Raw genomic sequence first — 22,879 nt, 5'->3', positions numbered from 1 at the left:
AATCGCGGGCCTCGCCGTTGCCGGGGCCCATGCCCAGTTCGAACCCCAGGGGCTCTATTCGGCCAGGGCGATCCTCGATGCCGAGGTCCATTTCGAGGCTGCCCCGGAGAGCCAGCCCAGCGATGTCGTCGATATGCTGCTCGGAGACGACATGCAGGTGCATGCCCTGGTAATCCGCTCCCACGACGAGGTGGGACAGGATGGCGACCATATTGTAGTCACCAATGCCAACTACCGGCTGGTAACCCATGAAGAGGATGGCGAAACCACCCATGACATACTCGTCGATGCCCCTGAAGACGCCCTGGCGGCCATGCCTCGCTATGACCAGGACTGGTGGGACATGGCACGGCAGCGCGCACGGGATGCCTGGCATACTGCCGGCGAGGGTGCCGAAAGCGCCTGGCACTATACGCGCGAAGGCGCCGACCGCGTCGGCGAGGGAGCCGAGCGCGCCTGGGAACGCACCCAGGAAGGAGCCGAGCGGGCCGGCCGCGCCGTCAGCGACCTGCTCAACAACTGGACCAACAACGACTGACCTGCCTCGCACCGGTCGCCGGGCCCTCCCGAGCCACCATTCCTGAAAAGCGCAATGGTTGATACCGCTGACCCCGCCCTTCACAGGCGGGGTCGTGCTCTTCCAGTGCCAACCGGGTCAGCGCTTCAACCGCTGCAGCAGGCTGGCCGTGGCGAAACCATCTGGCGTGACGCCGATCGATCGCTGGTAGCTGCGCAGGCCGCGCCGCGTATTGGGGCCCATGATGCCATCCGGGGTGCCGACATCGAAGCCTCGGGCATTGAGCGCCTGCTGCATCTCGCGGACCTGGCTGCGTGTCAAAGGCTGCTCATCCCTCGGCCAGCTGGCGCGGATACCATCCCGACCGGCGATCTCGTTGGCTAGAGAGCCCACCGCCAAGGCGTAGCTGGTCGCATTGTTGTAGCGCAGGATGGCCCGGAAGTTGGGGCCTACCAGGAAGGCAGGCCCGTCGGCACCGGCCGGTGCAATGACCGAAGCCTGGGTGAACTCGGGAAGCGAACCGCCAGCGGCGCCACGCACCCCCTGGGCAGCCCATTCGCGACTGTCACGACGAGTGCTCAGCTCGGTCTGGGCATAGTCGAAGTCATCGGGCAGCCGGACCTCCACGCCCCAGGACTCACCCTGCTGCCAGCCGGCCCGGGCAAGATAATTGGCGGTAGAGGCCATGACATCGGGAATGCTGCCCCAGATGTCGCGACGGCCGTCTCCATCGCCATCCACCGCATAGGCTTCGAAACTGGAGGGTATGAACTGGGTATGGCCCATGGCCCCGGCCCAGGAGCCGACCATTCGCTCCGGGGCTATGTCCCCGACCTCGATGATGCGCAGTGCCGCCATCAGCTCGCCGCGGGCAAAATCGCTGCGACGCCCATCGAAGGCCAGGGTCGCCAGTGCCTCCAGGGTCGAGAAGTCGCCGAAGTTACCCCCGTAGTTGCTCTCGATTCCCCAGATGGCAACGATGATCTCCGCCGGAACGCCATAGCGCTCTTCCATGCGACGCGCGGTATCGCGATGCTCGGCAAGCTTGGCACGCCCCTGCTGGATACGAGCCGAGGAAACGGCACTGTCCAGATACTGCCAGATGGGTCGCACGAACTCCGGCTGGGAACGATCCAGCTCGATCACCCGTGGCCGGTAACGGACCCCATCCAGCGCCCGGGCCAGGTTCTCTCGCTGATCCCCTCCGAGCGGGCCTCGCGGCGAAAGCGGGCCAGCCAGGTATTGAAGTCGGCGGGCGTGGCCTCGGGCTCGGCGCGCTCGCCGGCCGGCGATTCCCGGGTGGTCTCGGCTTCCTGACCGCCGGCAGCGTCCGGCGAACGGTCGGCGGCATAGGCCTCCTGAACCGGGCCGTTCTGGCATCCGGCGAGAAGCACAACCAGCAGGGTGGCGGGAAAAATCTGACGCATCATGATGTCGGCATTCCTTGGCGTTGAACGCCCATGATGATGGCCCAGAAGCGTGGGCGAAACCAGCCTCAACAGCCATTGGTTCGTCGATTTCTGTAACCCCCGCCGCCGGTCACCGCGCGCTCAGGAAGGGTCGCTCTCCCGGGGCTGGTGCACCGCATTGGCCTCGGTCTCCAGGCCACTCTTCAGCTCATGGGTCAACGGATCGTAGTTGGGCCGCAGCTCATCCTTCACGGTACCGGACCAGAGCTTCGAGCCCACGAAATAGCCCGCCCGGCCGATGACATGTGCCGCCACCGGCGCCGTCATGATCACGAAGATGATGATGGCGAAGGCCCGGGCCACCACCGCCACCTCGCCGAAATGCACGGCAACGGCGAGCATGATCAGGATCACCCCCAGGGCGGCAGCCTTGGTCGTGGCATGCATCCGTGTGAGCAGATCCGGCAGGCGCAGGATACCCAGCGCCGCCAGCAGCATGAACAGCGCACCGGTGAGAATCAGAAAGCCCTTGATCATCTCAATCATCCCGAGGCCCCCCACGCTCCAGGAAACGGGCGAAACCGATGGCCGCCAGAAAGCCCATCAACGCGATCACGATGGCGGCATCCAGGAAGCTGGAAACGTCCACCTTGATGGCATAGACACCCACCATGCCCACCACGATGCTGGCGAAGAGCTCCAGCGCCACCACCCGGTCGGGCAGGCTGGGGCCGCGAACCACCCTCACGAAGGCCAGGATCAGGGCAAAACTCATGAGCACCTGGCTGATCAGGATTACGGTATCCACATCACCACCTCACCATCATCGAACTCAACGGAACAGCTCCAGGGCACGACATTCCATTTCCTTGAGGTTGCGGCGCAGTTCCTCCTCATCATCGAGGAACATGGCATGAATGTAGAGCACTTTGCGGTCGTCGGAGACATCCAGGCTCAGGGTGCCCGGCGTCAGGGATATCAGGTTGGCGACCATGGTGATCTCGAGCTCGGTACGCGCCTCCAGGGGCATGGCGATCACGCCGGGCTTCATGTGCCAGGGAGGCGTGAGGATGTCGAAGCCGACGCGCAGGTTGGCCTGGACCAGTTCCTTGATGAAGAAGCCAATGAAGCGCAGGATGCGTGGAATACGACTTGGATACCCCTTGAGCGCCGGAACCTGGGGTTCGATCAGCACCAGCGTGATGTAGCCGAATACCAGGCCGACCACCAGATTCGGCCCCGAGAAATCACCGCTGAGGATGACCCAGGCCAAGGCCAGCAGCAGGTTCCATATTGCCCCCGTCATGGCGTCACCTCCTCGTCAGGCGGCGCGACCAGCGCATCATCGATACCGGCATCGGCCCCCAGCACCGCCTCGATATAGCCCTGAGGATTCATCAACTGGTCGCCGATCTGGTTCATGGCAACCATCAGCGGTTCGGCAAACAGGCCGATCAACAGGGCAAAGAGTGCCAGCACCGCCACCGGCAGATACATCAGCCAGAGACTCGCCGGCACCATGCGGCTGTCATCCCCGACCACGGTCTGCTCCACCGGCACCAGGTTATCCTCGGGCAGGGTCTTCCAGAACACCTCGTTCCATATCTTGACCATGGAGTAGAGCGTCATCAGGCCGACCGCCAGGGCGACGCCAGTGACCACGTAGGCACCGGCCTCGATACCGGCGCGCACGATGACGAACTTGGCGAAGAAGCCGGATAGCGGCGGGATGCCGGCCAGGGAAAAGGCCGACAGGAAGAAGGCCACGGAGAGCCAGGGGCGCTCGCGATAGAGCCCGCCCATCTTCTTCAGCTCATAGGTACCCTGGAGCCGGCGCGTGATACCGCTGATCAGGAACAGGTTGGTCTTGACCACGATGTTGTGCATCACCGCGAAGATTCCGCCGGCAATGGCAAGCGGCGTGAACAGGGCAAGACCGAGGATCATGTAGCCGATCTGGCTGACGATATGGAAGGAAAGGATGCGCCGGAACTCGAATTGCGCCGCCGCACCGAGCACGCCCGTCACCATGGTCAGCGCCGCCCCCCACAGCAGCAGATCCTGGGTATAGCCCAGGGTCTGGTCGAACATCAGCGTGAAGACGCGATAGAGGGAATAGACACCCACCTTGGTCAGCAGCCCCGCAAACAGGGCCGATACCGCCACCGGGGGCGTGTGATAGGAGGCCGGTAGCCAGAAGAAGAGCGGGAAAGCCGCCGCCTTGATGCCGAAGGCGATCATGAACATGACCGCCAGCACCTCGACCATGCCCTGGTTCTCGGCCGCGGCCAGGCGCTGGGCGATATCAGCCATGTTGAGCGTACCGACCATCCCGTAGGTCAGGCCGATGGCGGTGAGGAAGATCACGGAAGCCAGCAGGTTGAGGGTGACATACTTGATCGCCCCCTCCATCTGCGCCTTCTCGCCGCCAAGAATCAGCAGCGCAAAGGAGGCAACCAGCATTACCTCGAACCAGACATAGAGATTGAAGATGTCCCCGGTGAGGAAGGCGCCGGCCACGCCTGCCAGCAGCAGGTGCATCAGGGGATAGTAGCCGAACTTCTCGTGACCGGCTCCGGTGGACGCCAGCGAATAGATCGCCAGTGCCAGGCCGATGATACCGGTCATCACGATCATCACTGCACTGAGCATATCGGCGATCAGGGTGATTCCGATGGGAGCCTGCCAGCCGCCCATCTGGATCACCACATAGTCATCCAGGCTTACCGATACCAGCAGCCATAGCGCCACACCGAGCAGCGCGACATTGCCGGCTACGGCGATGAAACGTTGCGTGGGACGCGAACGCCAGAACAACAGCGACAGGGCACCCGACAACAAGGGCAGGAGAACGGGCAGTGCAACTTCAGGCCTCACGTATCGGTTTCCTTCATCTTGTCCAGGTCATCGGCCTTGACGATCTCGTAGGCACGACGAATCAATACCACGGCGAAGGCCAGTACGCCGAAGGCGATCACGATAGCGGTGAGCACCACTGCCTGGGGCAAGGGGTCCGCCACCGGGCCAAGTGGCGCAGCAAGCCCCTCGGGAATCAGGGGCGGTGCCCCACGGGTCATGCCCGCCGAGGTGAAGATCAACAGGTTGGCGGCATTGGAAAGCAGCATCAGGCCGATCACCAGCTTGACGATCGAGCGGCGCAGCATCAGAAAGATCGCTGACGCGTACAGCAGGCCAATGGCCACGGCCATTACCGGCTCCATAACGAACCTCCAGCTCGAATTGACGGGGCGGCGTCGGCAACGCCGTTACGATCAAGGTTCATCCTTGTCCACCTCCATCAGCGTCATGACCATGGCCAGCACCGAGCCCAGAACCGCCAGGTAGACCCCGACGTCGAAGATCAACGGACTCGAGGCCTTGAAGTCGATACCGGGTATCTCCCACCACTGGGCAGTGAGGAAGGGTTGATCCATGAACCAGGCGGGAAACACCGAGATCATGCCCAGCAACAGGCCCATGCCGATCAGGTCACGGGCGTCGACCATGCGCAGCACCTCCCGGGTGGCGCTGACCCCGAAGGCGAACAGGTAGAGCGTGAAGGCGCCGGCAGCCACCAGCCCGGCGATGAATCCCCCGCCCGGCTCATCGTGCCCCCGCAGCAGCAGGAACACGGAGAACAGCAGCTGCAGCGGCATCAGTATCCGGGCGGCGGTGTGCAGTATCAGGGTGCCTGACTTAACCATCGGCGGGCTCCTTTTCCTTCGACGCAGGCTTGGATTTCTCCGCCGCTCGCAGCTTGAGCATGGCAATGACACCGATCGCCGCCAGCGCCAGCACGAAGATCTCCCCCAGGGTGTCCAGCGCCCGGTAGTCCACCAGGATCACGTTGACGATATTGCGCCCATGGGCCAGTGGAACGCTGTTCTCGATCATGTAGCCCGAAATGGGCACGAACTGGTCGACCCCCCAGGCCGTCAGCACCAGCAGGGTGATCAACACACCGACTGTACCGGCCACCAGGAGGTCGCGCACCCGCTCCAGGGGAGTCGAGAGGCTGGCGAAGCGGGGCAGGCGGAAGAGCACCAGCACCAGCAGGATCACGGTCAGCGTTTCCACCAGCAGCTGGGTGATGCCCAGGTCGGGCGCACTGAACAGAATGAAGGTCAAGGCGATGGAGAAGCCCATGATGCCCACTGATACCACCGCACTCAGCCGCGACCGGGTGATGGCGGCAAACAGCGCGCCCATCACCATCATCGATACCACCACCACTTCGTGGAAACGGACGTCGAGATGGAAGGCGATCTCCGGAGAGTGGCGCAGCAGCAGGGAGTTGCCGATCAGCGCGATCAGTGTCAGCACCATCACCATCAGGTAGTTGCGCATGTAGCCGTTCTGCAGAATGCGGGTCTGCCAGTCGGAGACGACGGTGATCCAGTGCATGAAAGCCTCATAGCCAGCCTCGGGACCCCTTGCAATAAGCGGGTCGAGCCTGGCCAGGCGTGCGCGCACCCGATCCCAGCGCAGGAACAGCAGATAGCCCAGTCCCAGGCTGACCAGCGACATGATCAGGGGCAGGTTGATGCCGTGCCACAACGACAGCGAGACGGTGACAGGCTCCCCCATCACCACCGAGGCGGCGGCGGTCAGCAGTCCCATGCCGGCCAACACCGGAACCAGACCGAGCAGCAACGAAAGAACCGCCAGCACGGCGGGACCAAGCAACATCGAAACCGGCGCCTCGTGGGCCACCCGCGGAGTGGGGCGACGATCGCCGAAGAAGGGCCTCAGCGCCACGATGGCAGCCACGGCAATGGTCAGGAAGGCCGCCGAGAAGGCCAGCAGCAGGATCAACCAGCGATAGGCGCCCGCCTCGAGAACCGACTCGAACATCAGCTCCTTGGCGATGAAGCCAAACAGCGGCGGCACACCCGCCAGCGACAGGGCGGCGATCATGGCCACCAGCGCAGTCACCGGCATCAGCGAGCGCAGCCCTCCCATGGCGGTCACGTCCTTGGTGCCGGTCTCATGGTCAAGAATGCCCGCCACCATGAACAGCGCCCCCTTGTAGAGGGAGTGGGCCAGCAGGAAGGTGACGAAGGCGATGAGCGCTCCCTCGGTGCCGATGCCCAGCAGCATGGTCAGGGCCCCCAGTGCCATGATCGTGGAGTAGGCCAGCAACTTCTTGATATTGGTATGGCGAATGGCCAGGAAGGCGCCGGTGAACATGGTGAATGCCCCTACCACCGAGAGGATGCCGACCCACATTTCGGTGCCGCCCAGGCTGGGCTGCAGTCGCGCCATCAGGTAGATCCCGGCCTTGACCATGGTGGCGGAGTGCAGGTAAGCCGATACCGGCGTCGGTGCCGCCATGGCGTTGGGTAGCCAGAAGTGGAACGGGAACTGTGCCGACTTGGTGAAGGCGCCCAGCAGCAGGCAGATCAGCAGCGGTGCATAGAGATCGTGTTCACGCAGCGCATCCCCCATGGTGCCCAGCTCGGCAAACGACCAGCTGCCGCCGGCCATACCCAGCATCACCAGCCCCGCCATCAGCGCCAGCCCACCGCCGACGGTGACGAACAGCCCCTGACGGGCCGACTTGCGAGCCTCCAGGTCAGCGTGATTGAAGCCGATCAGCAGATAGGAGGTAATACTGGTCAGTTCCCAGAAGACGAACATCGTGATCAGGCCATCGGCCAGGACCAGGCCCAGCATCGACACCATGAAGGCCACCAGGGCGATATGGAAACGCACCAGGTCGGGATGGCCCTTGAGATAACCCCCCGCGTAGATCAGCACGAAGGTGCCGATCACTGTGATCAACAGGGAAAACAGCAGCGAGAGTCCATCGACAACGAAGGTCAGGCTCATGCCCAGCGAAGGCACCCACTCCACGCCAAATGTCAGTGTCTCCCCACTCATCACCGCCGGCATGAGGTTCAGGAATCCCAGGGTCAGGGCAGCCGGGAATGCGGCCAGCACGAAGCTCGTACGCGCTCCGAACCAGCGATGCAGCAGCGGGGCAAAGGCGGCGAGCACGAAACCCGAAAGCACGGCTAGTTGCATCATGCAGCTCTCTTCATGGTCGATCTTCCATCAGGGGGTACCGGCATCTTCGCTGTCTTGCCAGTGCCTGTCGCGATAGACGGTAGGTGAACTCGCTGGCTAGCCACGCACGACAAGTGCATGGCGCGCCGCTGCCACTTTGACAAGCGCGCGTCGAACGTGCAAATGAACGTCGCCTGAACGGGTTTTCCGTCGCCGGCGCCGAGTGCGGGATTACGCCCAATGGATAAGCCCCGTACGACCTTTCCAGACTGTATATTGCACCGCAAAAGCTATAAACTCTGCGCCGCAGCTGGCAGCAATTGGCACAGACCGCTCGGCGAAACGGCTGGTAGTATAGCGATTTCCCTCCGTTTCATCATTCGTCGCTCCCAACGCGCCAGTCCGGCGATCCTCGATCGCTCCGATGGGCCTCGTGGTGAGCGGGTGCATTCCACGCCACGCCTCACTCTCCCGAACGTGGCGCAATGTCACCGATCCTCCGCCAGAATGGATGAACCACCAATGTCATTGCTGTGGATTCCTCTTCTCACCATTATTGGCACCCTGGTGCCGGTCATGACCTCTCGCCATGGCCGCAAGGTCTGCGTCGCCACCACCCTGGTCGCCCCCTTGCTGGCGCTGGGCCTGGTGCTGATGCATGCCCCGACCGTCATCGCCGGCGATGTGGTCAGCCTACAGATACCCTGGATGCCCCTGCTGGGACTCGACCTGGCGCTGCGAATCGACGGCCTGACGCTGCTGTTCGCCTTGCTGATCCTGGGTATCGGTAGCCTGATCCTGCTGTATGCCGGGTATTACCTGAGTGCTGCCGAGGATGACGGTCGCTTTCTCTCCTACATGATGCTGTTCATGACGGCCATGCTGGGGATTGCCATGGCCGACAACCTGCTGCTGCTGTGGCTGTTCTGGGAGCTGACCAGTATCTCCTCGTTCCTGTTGATCGGCTTCTGGGGCCATCGCAGCGACGCCCGGCGCGGTGCACGCATGGCACTCACCGTCACCGGCGCCGGGGGGCTGGCACTGCTGGCCGGCATCCTGCTGATCGGCCAGGTCGTCGGCAGCTTTGCCATGAGTGACGTCCTGGCTGCCGGCGACGCGATACGCGCCTCGGCCCACTATCCGCTCATCCTGGTGCTGGTACTCTTCGGCGCCTTCACCAAGTCGGCCCAGTTCCCGTTCCATTTCTGGCTGCCCCATGCCATGGCGGCACCGACGCCGGTATCGGCCTTCCTGCATTCGGCCACCATGGTCAAGGCCGGCGTCTTCCTGATGGCGCGGCTAAACCCGGCGCTGGGAGACACTGCGCTCTGGGCCGTTGCGCTATCCCTGGTGGGCCTCGCCACCATGCTCTATGCCGCCTGGTTCGCCCTGCTCGAGCGCGACCTCAAGGGCATCCTGGCCTTTTCCACGGTCAGCCACCTGGGCCTGATCACCCTGCTGCTGGGGCTGGGCAGCCCGCTGGCCATCGTGGCCGCCGTGTTTCACATTCTCAACCACGCGACCTTCAAGGCCGCGCTGTTCATGATGGTCGGCATCATCGACCATGAGACCGGCACCCGGGATATCGACCGCCTGGGCGCCCTCTGGAGCATGATGCCACTCACCGGCACCATGACGATCCTCGCGGGATCCGCCATGGCCGGCTTCCCCCCGTTCAACGGTTTTCTCTCCAAGGAGATGCTGTTCGAAGAGAGCCTGATCAATAACCTGCTCGGCGCACTCAGCGTGGTCATCCCGCTGCTGGTGGTGGTAGCCGCCATGCTCTCGGTCGCCTATTCGCTGCGGCTGATCTATAGCCTCTTCTTCGCCGAGCCGAAGCTTACCCGCGAGCAGAAGTCACAGCCACCGATCAAGGCCCACGACCCGGCGCACGGCATGCTGGCGCCGGGACTGTTCCTGGCCGCCGTCAGCCTGCTGGTGGGCCTGTTCCCCATGACGCTGGCCGCCCCCCTGATCAATGCCGCGAGCCTGGCGGTCCAGGGCGAGACGACGCCGATGTTCACCCTGGCGCTGTGGCATGGCATCAACACGCCCTTGCTGATGAGTCTTGCCGCGGTGGCAGGCGGCATCCTGGTGCTGCGTCATCAGCGCTACTTTGCCGGCCTTGCGGCACTCTTCCCCTCCCGTGACGCAGGGATCATCTTCGAGGCCGGCATACAGCGCGCCATCAAGATTACCCTTTGGCTGACCCTGCGCCTGGAGAACGGCTCGCTGCAGCGCTACCAGGCCCTGCTGATTCTCTGCGCCCTGGTCATGACCGCCATCGGCCTGACCCGGCTAGAGTCCCTCACCGGCGAGCTGGGCCTGCAGCCGCTGGACGGCATGATGATCCTGGGCGCCGGCCTGATGATCTTTGGCGCCATCGGCAGTGCCTGAGCCATCGCTGGCGGCTGGTCTCACTGCTCATGCTCTCGGTGGTGGGTCTCGCCGTCTCGCTGACCTTCGTGCGGTTTTCCGCCCCGGACCTTGCACTGACCCAGCTGTCGGTGGAAGTCGCCTCGATGATCCTGATGATCCTGGCGCTGTTCTTCCTGCCCCAGCGCCCTCCACTGCTCGTCTCGGGAAGACGGATTCTGCGCGACCTGATCCTTGCCGCCTCCCTGGGCGTGGTGGTGGCAATGCTCAACTATGCTCTACTCACCCGCGAGACCCTGACCATCGCCGACTACTTCCTGCGCGAGAGCCTGCCTGGCGGCGGCGGTACCAATGTGGTCAACGTCATCCTGGTGGATTTCCGCGGCTTCGATACCCTGGGCGAGATCACCGTGCTGACCCTGGCCGGACTGGCCACCTTCAAGCTGCTCAACCGCATGCGCCTGTTCATGCCCTCGGGCAACCTGGAGGGTATCCGCTGGTCAAGGCACCGCCACCCGATGATCCTGGCGGTAGTGGCGCAGATACTGCTGCCGCTGGCACTGCTGGTATCGGTCTATATCTTCCTGCGCGGCCACAACCAGCCCGGCGGCGGCTTCATTGCCGGCTTGATCACCTCAGTGGCCCTGATCCTGCAGTACATGGCCCGCGGGCATGACTGGACACGGCAGCGTCTGCCGGTCTCCTATCCGGTGGTGGCAGTATGCGGCCTGGCCATCGCCGTGGCCACGGGGCTAGGCAGCTGGCTATTCGGCTACCCCTTCCTGACCTCGGCGTTCGGCCATTTCCATATCCCGCTGATCGGCGAGATCGAACTGGCCTCAGCCATGCTCTTCGATCTCGGGGTCTACCTGGCGGTGGTCGGCGCCACCCTGATGATCCTGATCAACCTGGGCCGGGTCACCACCGTGCACCGCCCGACGCTGGAGGAACGCTGATGGAAGCTCTCTTCTCACTGGTGGTCGGCGTGCTCTCTGCCAGCGGTCTCTATCTTCTGCTGCGGGGTCGCACCTTCCCGGTCATCGTCGGCCTGGCCCTGCTCGGCTACGCCGTCAACCTCTTCCTGTTTTCCACGGGCGGCCTCAACACCCATGCGGCAGCCGTCATCGGCGAATCGATCTCACCCACCGACCCCTTGCCCCAGGCCCTGGTACTGACCGCCATCGTCATCGGCTTTGCCATGACCGCCTTCGTGGTGATCCTGGCCATTCGCGCCCGCAGTGAGCTGGGCAGCGACCATGTGGATGGCCAGCAGGGTGAAGAGGGAGATGTGGGCCGATGAACCAGCACCTCATTACCTTCCCCATCCTGCTGCCGATGGTGGGTGCCCTGGCACTCCTGCTGATGGGCAAGGCGAGCTTTACCACTCATCGCCGCATCAGCGTGTCAGTCACCGCGGCCCTGGTCGTGGTCAGCTTGCTGCTGCTGAGCCGTGCCGCCAGCGGCGAACTGACCTTCTACAGCCTGGGCAACTGGCAAGCGCCCTTCGGCATCGTGCTGATGCTCGACCGGCTCTCGGCCTGATGTTGACGCTTACCGCCGTGCTGGCCCTGGGCTGCATCCTCTTCGCCAGCGCCGGTGACGATACCAAGGGCAGCAACTTTCACGGCCTCTTCCAGCTCCAGCTGGTGGGCCTCAACGGCGCCTTCCTCACCGGCGACCTGTTCAATCTCTTCGTCTTCTTCGAGATCCTGCTGTTGGCCTCCTACGCGCTGTTGATGCATGGCGGCGGCAAAGCCCGGGTTGGCGCCGGATTGCACTACGTGATCCTCAACGTGGCCGGTTCGGCGCTGTTCATCATTGCGCTGGGAGTCCTCTACGGCGCCACGGGCACCCTGAACATGGCCGACATGGCGCGCCGTGTTGCCGTCATGTCCGGTGACCAGGCGGCCCTGGTCACCGCCGGCGCCCTGCTGCTGGTGGTGGTTTTCAGCCTCAAGGCAGCGCTGCTGCCGCTCTATTTCTGGCTGCCACGTACCTACTCGGCGGCACCCGCCCCGGTCGCTGCGCTGTTCGCCATCATGACCAAGGTGGGGCTATACGCCATCCTGCGCGTGCAGACGATGATCTTCGTCGACAGCCCTGCGGCAGGCGGCATTACCGCTTGGCTGTGGTGGTCGGGCCTGGCCACCATCGTACTGGCGGCAATCGGCGTGCTCGCCGCCCGCGACCTGCGCCCCCTGATCGCCTACCTGGTACTCGTCTCGGTGGGCACACTGCTGGCCGGGGCGGCACTGGGCACGACAGCGGCAACCACTGCCCTGCTCTACTACCTGCCACATACCACCCTGATCTGCGGCGCCCTGTTCCTGATTGCCGAAATGATCGGGCAGCAGCGCGGCAAGGCGGGCACCCGTCTGGTTCGTGGCCGTCGCCTGCATCAGCCCCACCTGCTTGGCGGACTGTTCCTGGTGGCCGCCGTTGCGGTCGCCGGGCTACCGCCGCTCGCCGGCGCGCTGGGCAAGCTGCTGCTGATGCAGGCCGCGGAAGGCAGCGCACGACTCTGGCTCTGGCCGCTGCTGCTGCTGGCCGGGCTGTGCGCCCTGATCGCCATGTCCCGGGCGGGTTCGGTCTTCTTCTGGGCCAGCTACAAGGGCGAGGTCGACACCGGCAGGATCAGCCGGGCCCAGTTGGCCGGCGTGGCATGGCTGCTGGCCAGCGCTCCGCTGCTGGTCATCTTCGGCGGGCCAGTGAATGCCTATACCCAGGCGACGGCCGAACAGCTGGCCAATCCCCAGGAGCCGATTCGCCAGCTGCTGGGAGACGAGCCAGGGCAACAGATCGTGCAGTTCCAGAACATCACCGGAGACGCGCCATGAGAGCAATGGGACGCTACCTGCCCACCCCCACCCTCTCGCTGGTCTTGCTGGTGGTATGGCTACTGATGGTGCGCAGCATCGAACCCGGCCAGCTGTTGCTGGGCGCCTTCCTGGCCGTGGGTATCCCGCTGCTGACACAGGGCTTCTGGGAGCCCCTGCCCCGGGTGAAACACCCCATCAAGCTGGCCTGGTTCGTCATTGTCGTCATGTGGGATATCGTCAAGGCCAACGTACACGTCAGCCTGCTGATACTCTTGCCTCGGCGGGAGCCACACCCGGGCTTCGTCGAATACCCGCTGGAGGTCAAGGACCGACTGGTCATCATGCTATTGGCCAATACCATCACCATGACGCCAGGCACCGTATCCACCAATATCCGCCTGGATGGCTCGTCCCTGCTGATCCATGTACTGGACATGGACGAGGAGCAGGAACTGGTACGCGAGATCCGCGAACGCTATGAACGGCCGCTAAAGGAGATCTTCGAATGCTAGATACTGCCCTGCTGATCGGCCTGACGCTGATCGTGCTGGCCATGGCGATGAACGTCTACCGGCTGGCCATCGGCCCTGACATCCCGGATCGCCTGCTGGCGCTGGATACCCTGTACGTGAACTCCATCGCGCTGATCGTCATGCTGGGACTCTGGCTCAATACCAAGACCTACTTCGAAGCGGCGATACTGATCGCCATGCTCGGCTTCGTCAGCACCATGGCCATCTGTCGCTACCTGCTGCGCGGCGACATCATCGAATGAGGAAGACGCCATGACCTTCTATGTCATCGCCGAAGGCGTGATCGCCTTCCTGCTGGTCGCCGGTGGGATCTTCGCCTTCACCGGCTCGCTAGGCATGCTGCAGTTCAAGGACTTCTTCATGCGACTGCACGGCCCCACCAAGGGGACGACCCTGGGGATCGGCTGCATCCTGATCGCCTCGATGCTCTACTTCACCATTACCCAGCGCGAGCTTCACGTCCAGGAGCTGCTGATCACCCTGTTCCTCTTCATCACGGCGCCGGTGACCGGCCACATGCTGGCCAAGACCGGCCTGCACATGCACCTGCGATTCATCACCGGCACCCGCGGTTCGGTGCCCGAGTTCCGCGACGAGGACGTCGGCCAGAGTCGGGTGGCACGCCCCGCGCGAGCCAAGCACCCGTGGAAGTATCGCAAGGCCAAGCGTTCGCGCATGCGCCGCTGAGCGACCGTAACGACGCAAGATATCAACAAAGAGGGCTGCCAACAGGCAGCCCTCTTTGTTGTTCGCCAACGGATAGGCCGAGAGAAAACCGCCCTCAGCACCAGCCTGAGAGTTCGCGCCGAATGACCGCGATCAGCGCGGCGATATGGTCGTCGCGGTCGTTCAGGCACGGGAATATAGGTGAACCGTTCGCCACCGGCGGCGAGAAAGCTCTCCTTTATCTCCTCCTCGATCTCCTCGAGGGTCTCCACGCAGTCGGCAGAGAAAGCAGGGGATACCACTGCGATGTGCTTGTGGCCGCGACGGGCCAGCTCGGCCACATGCTCTACCGTGGCCGGCCCCACCCACTCTTCAGGCCCGAACTGGGACTGGAACGCAGTCACGATGGCATCGTCGGGCCAGCCCAGGCGCTCCTTGAGCAGCCGCGTGGTCTTCTGGCACTGGCAATGGTAGGGGTCCCCCTCCATCAGATAGCGCTTCGGCACGCCATGATAGGAAGCCACGAGCACCTCGGGACGGCTCTCGGCGGCAGCGTAGGCCTCTTCCACCGAGGCCGCGAGGGCGTCGAGATAGGCCGGCTCGTCGAAATAGGCCGGCACGGTGCGAAATGCCGGCTGCCACTTGAGCGTCATCAGCGTACGAAAGGCCTGGTCGTTGGCCGTGGCGGTGGTCGGCGAGGCGTACTGGGGATAGAGCGGAAAGAACAGGATGCGCTCGCAGCCCTGTGCCTGCATGCGCCGCAGCACACTGTCGGTGGAGGGGTTGCCGTAGCGCATGCAGAAGTCCACCACAACCTCGTTGCCATACAGCGCCTCGAGGCCCTCGGCGATCTTGTGGGTCTGCTGCCGCGTGATGGTCAGCAACGGGCTTTCGTCGTTCTCGGTGTTCCAGATTCCGCGATAGGCCTTGCCGGAGCTGAACGGGCGCTTGGTGAGAATGATCAGCTGCAATAGTGGCTGCCACTTCCAGTCCGGATAGTCGACCACCCGCTTGTCGGAGAGGAATTCATTGAGATAGCGCCGCATCGACCAGTAGTCGGTGGCATCCGGCGTGCCCAGGTTTGCCAGCAGAATACCGATCTTGGGCTTCGCTACGGGCGGATGGTCCGCTGCCGCATGGGCCAGCCGCCCCTTGCCGGGCTGATCCTGTTCCACTCCCGCTGAGGTCATGCACGCTGCTCCTTCTGGTCAATGACGGATTCTGGTCGGTGACTCACGACAGCGGACAGTTTATCAGGCCAGGCGCTCGGAAGGAGTAAAAAGCTGTACTAAATTCGGTTTTTGTACAGCTTGGGAGGAGCCTTCACGCCAGGGAGGCACCGGGGACAATCAGAAGACCCAATCAGAAGACCAAGGGCACCCGTGAGGTCAAAGGGTCCCGGTAATGAGCCTCGCGGCCGATGACCTCGTCATGGGGAACATGCTGCACCAGGAAGGCACGATGAATGCCGGCCCGCTGGAGTTCCAGGTACACATCCTCCAGCGAGCGAAACACGACTGGCTTGGCGCGCCTTGTGAGCAGGTGCCGGGCACCTTCCACATCCTCCAACTCCACCTGGTAACAGTGGCTGCCGGCGTGGGTGATGACGCGGATTTCGTAGTTGTCGTGACTGGCCGCAAAGGCCTTGAGATCGTTGAAGTCCATGGCTCCCTCCATGTAACGGACATCAAATGGCGCTAAAACAGATATGACTCGGGCACAGCATGACTGTGCCCGATAGCATTAGCATGACAGTAGCATATTGAGAATGTGACTATCGGACAGCGGGAGGGTTCCGTGATATGAGCTCAGGCAGTCGGTATTGTGGTGGAGTCGCGACGAGGCAGTTGATCGTGCGACAGGCCGAAGGTGAAGGGCTACTGGTAATCGGAAGGGTCGATGGCCTTGGCGAGCGAGCGGCGGTCCACCCATTTTCCCGCCTTGGTCTCCTTGTAGCGAAACACCACGCGATCGCCAACGGCCACGGCGAGCTCGGGATCCTCGGTCTGATAGCTATACGTCTCGCCCTCCACGACCAGCTGGAAACGATAGAGGTCTGGCATGCCCAACCACTCCTTGAAGGGCCCTTCCCGCTCCAGCGATTGGAGTTCGCCGCGTGCCTCGAGCTTCGGGGCGCGCTGCTGTTTGCCGCGTCTGAATCCGCTTGCCATGCTGCCTCCTGGTGATCTGTCGGGGGTCGGCATTATACGGTGCCCACCCACAGGCTCAAGGCCCGGGAAGACGATCAACTTCCAAAGGACTCACCGTAGGTGTCCGGGGCCAGGTCCTCGAAGCGGGTATAGCGCCCAATGAAGGCCATGTGCACCGTGCCAATGGGACCGTTACGCTGCTTGCCGATGATCAGTTCGGCGAGCCCCTGATTATCGGGGTTATCCGGATTATAGACCTCGTCACGGTAGACGAAGGCGATGACGTCCGCGTCCTGCTCGATGGCGCCGGATTCACGAAGATCCGACATCACCGGCCGCTTGTTGGGACGCTGCTCCAGTGAGCGGTTGAGCTGGGACAGCGCCACCACCGGGCAGCCGAACTCTTTCGCCAGGCCCTTCAAGGAGCGGGAAATTTCCGAGATCTCGCCGGTCCGGTTCTCCGAAAAGCCCGGGATCTGCATCAACTGCAAGTAGTCGATCATGACCAGCGCCATGTTGCCGTGCTCACGCACCAGCCGGCGAATCCGCGAGCGCATTTCGTTGGGCGAAAGCGCTGCCGTGTCGTCAATGAACAGCTGCTTGTCCTTGAGCAGGTTCACCGCCGAGGTCAACCGCGGCCAATCCTCGTCCTCCAGCTGGCCGGTACGTACCCGGGTCTGGTCGATACGCCCCAGGGACGAGAGCATGCGCAGCATCAACGATTCGGCAGGCATCTCCATGGAGAAGACCATGACCGGCTTGTCACTGGCGATCACCGCATGCTCGACCAGGTTCATGGCGAAGGTGGTCTTGCCCATGGAGGGGCGTCCGGCAATGATCACCAGGTCGGATGGCTGCAGGCCAGTGGTCATTTCGTCAAGATCCCGAAAGCCGGTGGAAAGGCCCGTCATCTCGCCCTGCATGTTGAAGAGCTCGTCGATGCGATCCACCGCCTTGGCCAACAGCTCGCTCATGCCGATGGGGCCGCCGGACTTGGGACGCTCCTCGCTGATCTGAAATACCAGCCGCTCGGCCTCGTCGAGCAGCTCGTCGGCCGGCCTTCCCTGCGGGCTGAAGGCGCCATCGGCGATCTGACTGGCCGCCCGGATCAGCTTGCGCAAGGTGGCGCGTTCGCGAACGATATCCGCATAGGCGCGGATATTGCTCGCTGACGGCGTATTGCGCGCCAGTTCGGCCAGGTAGGCGAGGCCACCGATGGTACCGAGCTGGTCACGCCCTTCCAGGGCCTCGGAGAGCGTCACCACATCCAGCGGCTGGCTGGCTTCGGCCAGGCCACTCATGGCGTTGAAGATCAAGCGATGCTCGTAGCGATAGAAGTCATCCGCCACCAGCCGCTCGGCAACGGTATCCCATGCCTGGTTATCGAGCATGAGGCCACCCAGCACCGACTGCTCCGCCTCAAGAGAGTGAGGCGGCATCTTCAGGGCAGCGGTTTCCTGGTCCAACTCGAGGGTGTCGTTCATGGCATGGCAACCTACATGAAAACGGGCCGTGCCATTCTACCCGATGGACGTGGCCCACCCTACCTCTCGAAACGACAAAAACCGCGACTGAAATCGGCCGCGGCAAGGATCGAAACAGCAGGCGAGCATCAGGCCCGGCTGGGCCGGGCCTGGCTCAGAACCAGACTTCGGTCTGCACACCGAAGCTCCACTGGCCGCCGGTGAAGCCGTCACTGCCGAAGGTGGAATTCGTATCGTAATCGTTGAGTTCACTATCCCAGTCGGTATATGAAGCGAACAGGCGAATTTCGGGACGCTGCCAGAAGCCGCCCACCTGGGGCTTGAAGGTCGGCGCGATGGTGAACTTGCCGAAGTCGCCACTCACTGCGTTCAGGTCGCCGCGCCCATTAGGATCCAGGTCCATGTACTGGTAGCTGGCCTCGTACTGCATTTCGAAGTTCTGGGTGATCTCGTTGACCAGGCGTGCGTTGAGGGTCAGCCACTGGTAGTCGTCACCCTCGACGAAACGGTCCTTGCTCACCTCACCGAACAGTACCGGCGCAAAACGCCAATTGGGGGCCAGGTAGGTGGTGCCGTAGATGCCGAGGCGGGTGGCCTGGGCTTCGTCGGTCAACTCCCCGGCGCTGCCGAGCGCCTTGACCTCGGCACCGAGGCCTTGGCCGTGCAGCAGTGCCACCTTGTAGTTGCCTTCGCCCAGGCCGAAGAAGCTGTCGCCGTGGTAGGCCACCATGGTATGGAAACCGGTGTCGGCGGCGGTCTGGCCTTCGCCGATATCGCGCTCGTCGTTGTCGGCCGCCGACATGGCGTTGACCATCCACTGCCAGTTGCCGAAGTAGTTGTTGGCGGTAAGGACCAGGCTGTCCGTGCTGCCCTCGAGCCCCGGGTACTCGGGACGCACCGGATAGTCGCTGAAGCTGCGCCCGTAGAGCGAGAAATTGGAGCGCCAGTTGTCGGCCAACTGGACATCGTAGATACCCGCACCGGTACCGGCCAGGAAGACGAAGTCGGTGTCGAGCCAGTGGATGTCGAAGTTGTCGCGATCGAAGCGCTTGCCGGCCCAGATAGAGGCATTCTCGAAGGCCCCGGTGAAACTCGGCAGCTCGCTGAACTCGGCGTAGACCTGGCGCACGTTGAGGTTGGAGTCGCCGTCCCAGTCATTGCTGGTGGTGGTGCCGCTGGCCAGCATGGTGCGGTAGTGCGCCTTGGCGCCATTGTCGAACTGCATGCGGTAGTTGAGGATGGCCTCGGCGTAGGTGTCAGGCTCGTTGCCCAGGCGGCCCACGGCACCACCCAGCCCGCCGGCCGGCGTTACGTAGGGACCGCCCTCGATGCTCTTGCGGTCCTCGCCCAGCAGCAGGCCGGAACGGGCATAGACGTTGAAGGAGAAGCCCTCCTCGCCGCTGGCCTGGCGCTCGACCTTGCCGAGTCGCTCCTCGACCTCTTCCACGGTGAGTCGTCCATCGGCCTGGGCTTCGGCCAGCTCGGCCCGCTGTTCGGCGGCGGAGGCGCGCTGCTCCGCCGCTGCGACGCGATTCTCCAGATCGAGCAGCCGCTGCTCCAGGCTATCGGCGGTGGCAATGCCGCTCATACCTAAACAGGCCACGGCTACGGCGGCGACGAGAGGCGTTCTGAGCAAGGCAGTTTTCATGGCAGTGAATCCTTTTATGGTTGTTTTCGCAAGAAAGCAGGCAAGCCAGAGACTTAATCGATTAAGATGCCGGGTCGATAGCAGCTCTCGGCCTCGCCACTGAAACCTGACGTCTTGAGGGTGCTCAGGACGTACCGGTAAAACTTAATCGTTTAAGGATTTCGGGGCAAAGAAAAAAAGTAAAATTACTACCAAAGTCTCATTGGATGGCGCTGCCAGTGAACGGTTCGCCCCCCACCGCGACTCACCAAGGGCCGATAGCAGCCGGGAAGGAGGTGCTGGAAAAAGACAAGGGGCGCGGGAGATGATCCCCGCGCCCCTTGGCGAACGGCGTGAACAGGAGCCGTGTTACTCGGCTACCACCACGACACGTACGCTCGCATCGACTTCGGCGTGCAGGTGCAGCTCGATGTCGTATTCGCCGGTCTGGCGAATCGGACCCTGCGGCATGCGAACTTCGCTCTTGGCGACGTCGATGCCGGCCTGACCCAGTGCTTCGGCCAGGTCGCGCGGACCGATGGAACCGAACAGCTTGCCCTCTTCGCCGGCCTTGGAAACCAGCGACAGCTCGATCTCGTTAAGCTGGGCGGCACGCGCTTCGGCTTCGGCCTTGCGCTCGGCGGCCTGGGCCTCGAGCTCGGCGCGCTGCGCTTCGAAGGCTTCCACATTGTCCTTGGTGGCCGGCACGGCCAGGCCGTAGGGAACCAGGTAGTTGCGGCCATAACCAGGCTTGACGGCGACCTTGTCGCCCAAACCGCCCAGCTTGCCAATATTATCGAGCAGAATGACTTCCATCTCGTCAACCTCTTGTCAGTCGCCACGGGGGGCCAGACGGCTGCGGAAATCCGCGAACACATCGATAAAGGCCACCAGCAGCACAATCAGAATCATGGGCCAGGTGGTGATCAGCAGTAGATAGAATGCGATCAGCCATAGCCCGTTCATGCCCTTCAAACCGATGAAACCGTGCACCAGCGCAATACCGGCCACCAGCAGCGGCACCCAGGCCAGCATGCTCAGTGACGGAATACCCAGCACCATGCCCACCACGCCCAGCACGACCAGCACGACCAGCTCACGCAGCGTGAGCCGCAGGCCGTGAAACTCCTCCCGGAAACCGCCGGGGTTGTAGAGTCCCGCTTGCCAGGCCCGCGCCAGGGCCAGACAGCCGATAGCGGCCACCAGCACTACCAGGCCGGTGACACCACCGATCAGCAAGGTGGCCAGCTCCTGGGTGTCATACCCATGACGGGCCAGCTCGGTGAGCATACGATCGATCTCGGCCGAGCCCTGCCGCAGTTGCTCGAGCAACTGCTCGGTGCCCCCCGGAGGACGAAGAGCCCTAGCTGGATCATCATCGCCCCGGCAAGGGTGCCGACGATCAGCGCTTCGCTCCAGCGCATGCGCTCTCGCAGCACCATCGCCATCAACGTGACCAGCAGTACGCTGGCCAGCGGTATGGCATCTCCCTGGGTCCACCACCATCCGGCCGGGACGGCAGCCGCCACGAGCACGGGCAGCGCCGGAACGAGCCCCCGCCGCAGGGTCGCCAGTGCCACGATGGCGGCGCTGAACCAGAACAGCCAGGGGATGATGGCGGCCAAGGCCGCCCCACCAGCGGCATAGGGCGTGCCGCGCATCAACCAGCGGGCAATCGGTAGCATCGGTCAGGCGGCTTACTGGTGGCTATCGGTGTAAGGCAGCAGTGCCAGGAAGCGCGAGCGCTTGATGGCAGTCGCCAGCTGGCGCTGATAGCGGGCCTTGGTACCGGTAATCCGGCTGGGAACGATCTTGCCGGTCTCGGTGACATAGGCCTTGAGCGTGTCCAGATCCTTGTAATCGATCTGCTTCACACCTTCGGCGGTGAAACGGCAAAACTTGCGACGGCGGAAAAAGCGTGCCATGTAAAGACTCCTTCAGGCGGTGCGGATCAGTTGGCTTCGGCAGTTTCTTCGGTGTCACGTGACCTGTCGTCACGACGAACACGCTTGTCATCTGCCGGCTTCATCATTGGCGAAGCTTCAGTGATGGCTTCCTTGCAGCGCACCACCAGGCTGCGAATGATGGCGTCGTTGAAGCGGAAGATGTTCTCGATCTCATCGAGGGTCTCGCCGCTGCACTCGACGTTCATCAGCACGTAGTGAGCCTTGTGAATCTTGTTGATCGGGTAGGCCAGGTGACGACGGCCCCAGTCCTCCAGACGATGCACGGTGCCGCCACTTTCGGTGACGATGCTGGAGTAACGCTCGACCATGGACGGCACTTGCTCGCTCTGGTCCGGATGGACCATGAACACGATTTCGTAATGACGCATGGGGTCTCCTTGCGGGTTGTCAGCTTCCACGTGAGGCCGCTTCGGGCCTTCAGGGGAAGCAAGGAGTGATAGTTAAATGGAAGCGCCCGCTCACACAGGAACGGGCGCATGCATTCTAGAGAGCTGGGGCGCCACTTGCAAGGACGCTGCCGGCGGGATGCACTCAGCGCTGGCCGTCACGCCGCTGACGCACGGCTTCGAACAGGCCGATACCCGCCGCCACGGAGACGTTGAGGCTCGAAACGCTGCCTGCCATGGGCAGTTTGATCAGGGTGTCGCAGGCCTCGCGGGTCAGTCGACGCATGCCCTTGCCCTCGGCACCCACGACCAGCGCGACCGGACCGCTAAAATCGGCATCGAACAGATCCGTCTCGGCCTCCCCGGCGGCGCCCAGCACCCAGACACCCAGCGACTTGAGCCGGGCCAGTGCGCGAGCAAGGTTGGTGACCTGGTAGACCGGAACGCTCTCCGCTGCCCCACTGGCCACCTTGCGTACCGTGGCGTTGAGGGGAGCCGACTTGTCCTTGGGCACGATGACACCGTGGGCACCGGCGGCATCGGCGCTGCGCAGGCAGGCACCGAAGTTATGCACATCAGTCACCCCGTCCAGCACCAGCAGCAGCGGTGGCATCTCATGGGGCCAGGCTTCCAGCTTGAACCAGAGCGAAGCCTCGTCCTCGGCGCTTAGCGGTGGACAGAACGCCACGATCCCTTGATGGGAGGCGCCCGATGCCAGGCGTTCGAGGTCGTCGCGGGGACGAACCGTGACCCGCGCCCCACCCCGGCGCGCCGTATCGACCAGCTCGACCAGGCGCTGCTCGGCGTCGCCTCCTGCACCCAGAGCTCCCTGGGTGTCTCACCACGATCGAGCAACGCGCGAACGGCATGCACGCCGAAGACGGCATCGAGGCMCCCGGCACGCCGCCCGCACCCTGGGCCTGCCGCTTGCCACCT

Annotated in this window: 19 protein-coding genes and 6 pseudogenes; 7 read left to right on the top strand and 18 right to left on the bottom strand. The window is 63.4% G+C overall.

Annotation, left to right across the window (positions count from 1 at the left end; translation table 11 throughout):
• The coding region (locus Q427_RS32095) for a hypothetical protein (protein WP_051496235.1) at nucleotides 1-538 on the top strand (538 nt) is incomplete at its 5' end.
• Nucleotides 539-655: 117 nt separating this feature from the next.
• Here the strand turns inward: Q427_RS32095 and Q427_RS08450 are convergent.
• The 8 genes and pseudogenes from Q427_RS08450 to Q427_RS08415 form a co-directional block, all read right to left on the bottom strand.
• Nucleotides 656-1,947 (bottom strand): annotated as a pseudogene (locus Q427_RS08450) (lytic murein transglycosylase).
• A 120-nt stretch (nucleotides 1,948-2,067) separates the two neighbouring features.
• Complete coding sequence (gene mnhG / locus Q427_RS08445) at nucleotides 2,068-2,472, bottom strand: monovalent cation/H(+) antiporter subunit G (protein WP_043512886.1); 405 nt, start codon at nucleotides 2,470-2,472, stop codon at nucleotides 2,068-2,070.
• The gene (locus Q427_RS08440; protein WP_043512882.1) at nucleotides 2,465-2,734 is read right to left on the bottom strand and encodes a monovalent cation/H+ antiporter complex subunit F; all 270 of its coding nucleotides are present in this window, start codon (nucleotides 2,732-2,734) and stop codon (nucleotides 2,465-2,467) included. Before Q427_RS08440 ends, mnhG begins: the two co-directional genes overlap by 8 nt.
• Nucleotides 2,735-2,758: 24 nt before the next feature.
• Nucleotides 2,759-3,232 (bottom strand): Na+/H+ antiporter subunit E, encoded by a 474-nt coding sequence (locus tag Q427_RS08435; RefSeq protein ID WP_043512881.1) that lies wholly within the window; start codon nucleotides 3,230-3,232, stop codon nucleotides 2,759-2,761.
• The gene (locus tag Q427_RS08430) at nucleotides 3,229-4,803 is read right to left on the bottom strand and encodes a Na+/H+ antiporter subunit D (protein ID WP_043512879.1); all 1,575 of its coding nucleotides are present in this window, start codon (nucleotides 4,801-4,803) and stop codon (nucleotides 3,229-3,231) included. The genes Q427_RS08435 and Q427_RS08430 overlap by 4 nt, the downstream gene beginning before the upstream one ends.
• The gene (locus Q427_RS08425) at nucleotides 4,800-5,147 is read right to left on the bottom strand and encodes a Na+/H+ antiporter subunit C (RefSeq protein ID WP_043512878.1); all 348 of its coding nucleotides are present in this window, start codon (nucleotides 5,145-5,147) and stop codon (nucleotides 4,800-4,802) included. The genes Q427_RS08430 and Q427_RS08425 overlap by 4 nt, the downstream gene beginning before the upstream one ends.
• Before the next feature lie 51 nt (nucleotides 5,148-5,198).
• Nucleotides 5,199-5,630, bottom strand: a complete 432-nt coding sequence (locus Q427_RS08420; RefSeq protein WP_043512876.1) for a Na+/H+ antiporter subunit B — start codon at nucleotides 5,628-5,630, stop codon at nucleotides 5,199-5,201.
• The gene (locus Q427_RS08415) at nucleotides 5,623-7,953 is read right to left on the bottom strand and encodes a putative monovalent cation/H+ antiporter subunit A (protein ID WP_043512888.1); all 2,331 of its coding nucleotides are present in this window, start codon (nucleotides 7,951-7,953) and stop codon (nucleotides 5,623-5,625) included. The genes Q427_RS08420 and Q427_RS08415 overlap by 8 nt, the downstream gene beginning before the upstream one ends.
• Nucleotides 7,954-8,457: 504 nt before the next feature.
• On the opposite strand from Q427_RS08415, the pseudogene Q427_RS08410 reads away from it, so the two are divergent.
• The 6 genes and pseudogenes from Q427_RS08410 to Q427_RS08385 all read left to right on the top strand — a co-directional run bounded on the left by Q427_RS08410 (nucleotide 8,458) and on the right by Q427_RS08385 (nucleotide 14,350).
• Nucleotides 8,458-11,267, top strand: a pseudogene (locus tag Q427_RS08410) (monovalent cation/H+ antiporter subunit A).
• Nucleotides 11,267-11,611, top strand: a complete 345-nt coding sequence (locus Q427_RS08405) for a Na+/H+ antiporter subunit C (RefSeq protein WP_043512874.1) — start codon at nucleotides 11,267-11,269, stop codon at nucleotides 11,609-11,611. Before Q427_RS08410 ends, Q427_RS08405 begins: the two are co-directional and overlap by 1 nt.
• Nucleotides 11,608-13,148: pseudogene (locus tag Q427_RS08400) on the top strand (monovalent cation/H+ antiporter subunit D). Before Q427_RS08405 ends, Q427_RS08400 begins: the two are co-directional and overlap by 4 nt.
• Nucleotides 13,145-13,642: a Na+/H+ antiporter subunit E gene (locus Q427_RS08395; protein ID WP_043512872.1), complete on the top strand. Its 498-nt coding sequence runs from the start codon at nucleotides 13,145-13,147 to the stop codon at nucleotides 13,640-13,642. The pseudogene Q427_RS08400 and the gene Q427_RS08395 overlap by 4 nt, the downstream one beginning before the upstream one ends.
• The gene (locus tag Q427_RS08390) at nucleotides 13,636-13,905 is read left to right on the top strand and encodes a K+/H+ antiporter subunit F (protein ID WP_043512870.1); all 270 of its coding nucleotides are present in this window, start codon (nucleotides 13,636-13,638) and stop codon (nucleotides 13,903-13,905) included. Before Q427_RS08395 ends, Q427_RS08390 begins: the two co-directional genes overlap by 7 nt.
• Before the next feature lie 10 nt (nucleotides 13,906-13,915).
• Nucleotides 13,916-14,350, top strand: coding sequence for a Na+/H+ antiporter subunit G (locus Q427_RS08385; protein WP_043512867.1), 435 nt, complete (start codon nucleotides 13,916-13,918; stop codon nucleotides 14,348-14,350).
• Between the two features lie 94 nt (nucleotides 14,351-14,444).
• Here Q427_RS08385 and hemH read toward each other — a convergent pair.
• From hemH to rlmB, 10 genes and pseudogenes are all read right to left on the bottom strand, one after another.
• Nucleotides 14,445-15,519, bottom strand: a pseudogene (hemH, locus tag Q427_RS08380) (ferrochelatase).
• Nucleotides 15,520-15,691: 172 nt separating this feature from the next.
• The gene (locus tag Q427_RS08375; protein ID WP_043512866.1) at nucleotides 15,692-15,994 is read right to left on the bottom strand and encodes a DUF6482 family protein; all 303 of its coding nucleotides are present in this window, start codon (nucleotides 15,992-15,994) and stop codon (nucleotides 15,692-15,694) included.
• 212 nt (nucleotides 15,995-16,206) lie between these two features.
• Nucleotides 16,207-16,500 (bottom strand): hypothetical protein, encoded by a 294-nt coding sequence (locus Q427_RS08370; protein WP_043512863.1) that lies wholly within the window; start codon nucleotides 16,498-16,500, stop codon nucleotides 16,207-16,209.
• Between the two features lie 74 nt (nucleotides 16,501-16,574).
• Complete coding sequence (gene dnaB / locus Q427_RS08365; RefSeq protein ID WP_043512861.1) at nucleotides 16,575-17,963, bottom strand: replicative DNA helicase; 1,389 nt, start codon at nucleotides 17,961-17,963, stop codon at nucleotides 16,575-16,577.
• A 154-nt stretch (nucleotides 17,964-18,117) separates the two neighbouring features.
• Nucleotides 18,118-19,611, bottom strand: coding sequence for a carbohydrate porin (locus Q427_RS08360; RefSeq protein ID WP_043512860.1), 1,494 nt, complete (start codon nucleotides 19,609-19,611; stop codon nucleotides 18,118-18,120).
• A gap of 348 nt (nucleotides 19,612-19,959) precedes the next feature.
• Nucleotides 19,960-20,406: a 50S ribosomal protein L9 gene (gene rplI / locus Q427_RS08355; protein ID WP_043512858.1), complete on the bottom strand. Its 447-nt coding sequence runs from the start codon at nucleotides 20,404-20,406 to the stop codon at nucleotides 19,960-19,962.
• A 15-nt stretch (nucleotides 20,407-20,421) separates the two neighbouring features.
• Nucleotides 20,422-21,275: pseudogene (locus tag Q427_RS08350) on the bottom strand (hypothetical protein).
• Nucleotides 21,276-21,287: 12 nt separating this feature from the next.
• On the bottom strand, nucleotides 21,288-21,515 hold the full coding sequence (gene rpsR, locus Q427_RS08345; RefSeq protein WP_043512856.1) for a 30S ribosomal protein S18: 228 nt from the start codon (nucleotides 21,513-21,515) through the stop codon (nucleotides 21,288-21,290).
• A 26-nt stretch (nucleotides 21,516-21,541) separates the two neighbouring features.
• Nucleotides 21,542-21,925 carry a 30S ribosomal protein S6 gene (gene rpsF, locus Q427_RS08340; RefSeq protein WP_043512854.1) on the bottom strand — a complete coding sequence of 128 codons (384 nt, stop codon included), beginning with the start codon at nucleotides 21,923-21,925 and terminating at the stop codon, nucleotides 21,542-21,544.
• Nucleotides 21,926-22,088: 163 nt separating this feature from the next.
• Nucleotides 22,089-22,816: pseudogene (rlmB, locus tag Q427_RS08335) on the bottom strand (23S rRNA (guanosine(2251)-2'-O)-methyltransferase RlmB).
• Nucleotides 22,817-22,879 lie beyond the last annotated feature (63 nt).

This window comes from Halomonas sp. BC04 (assembly GCF_000568385.1).
This window is presented reverse-complemented; position numbering and strand designations above follow the sequence as displayed.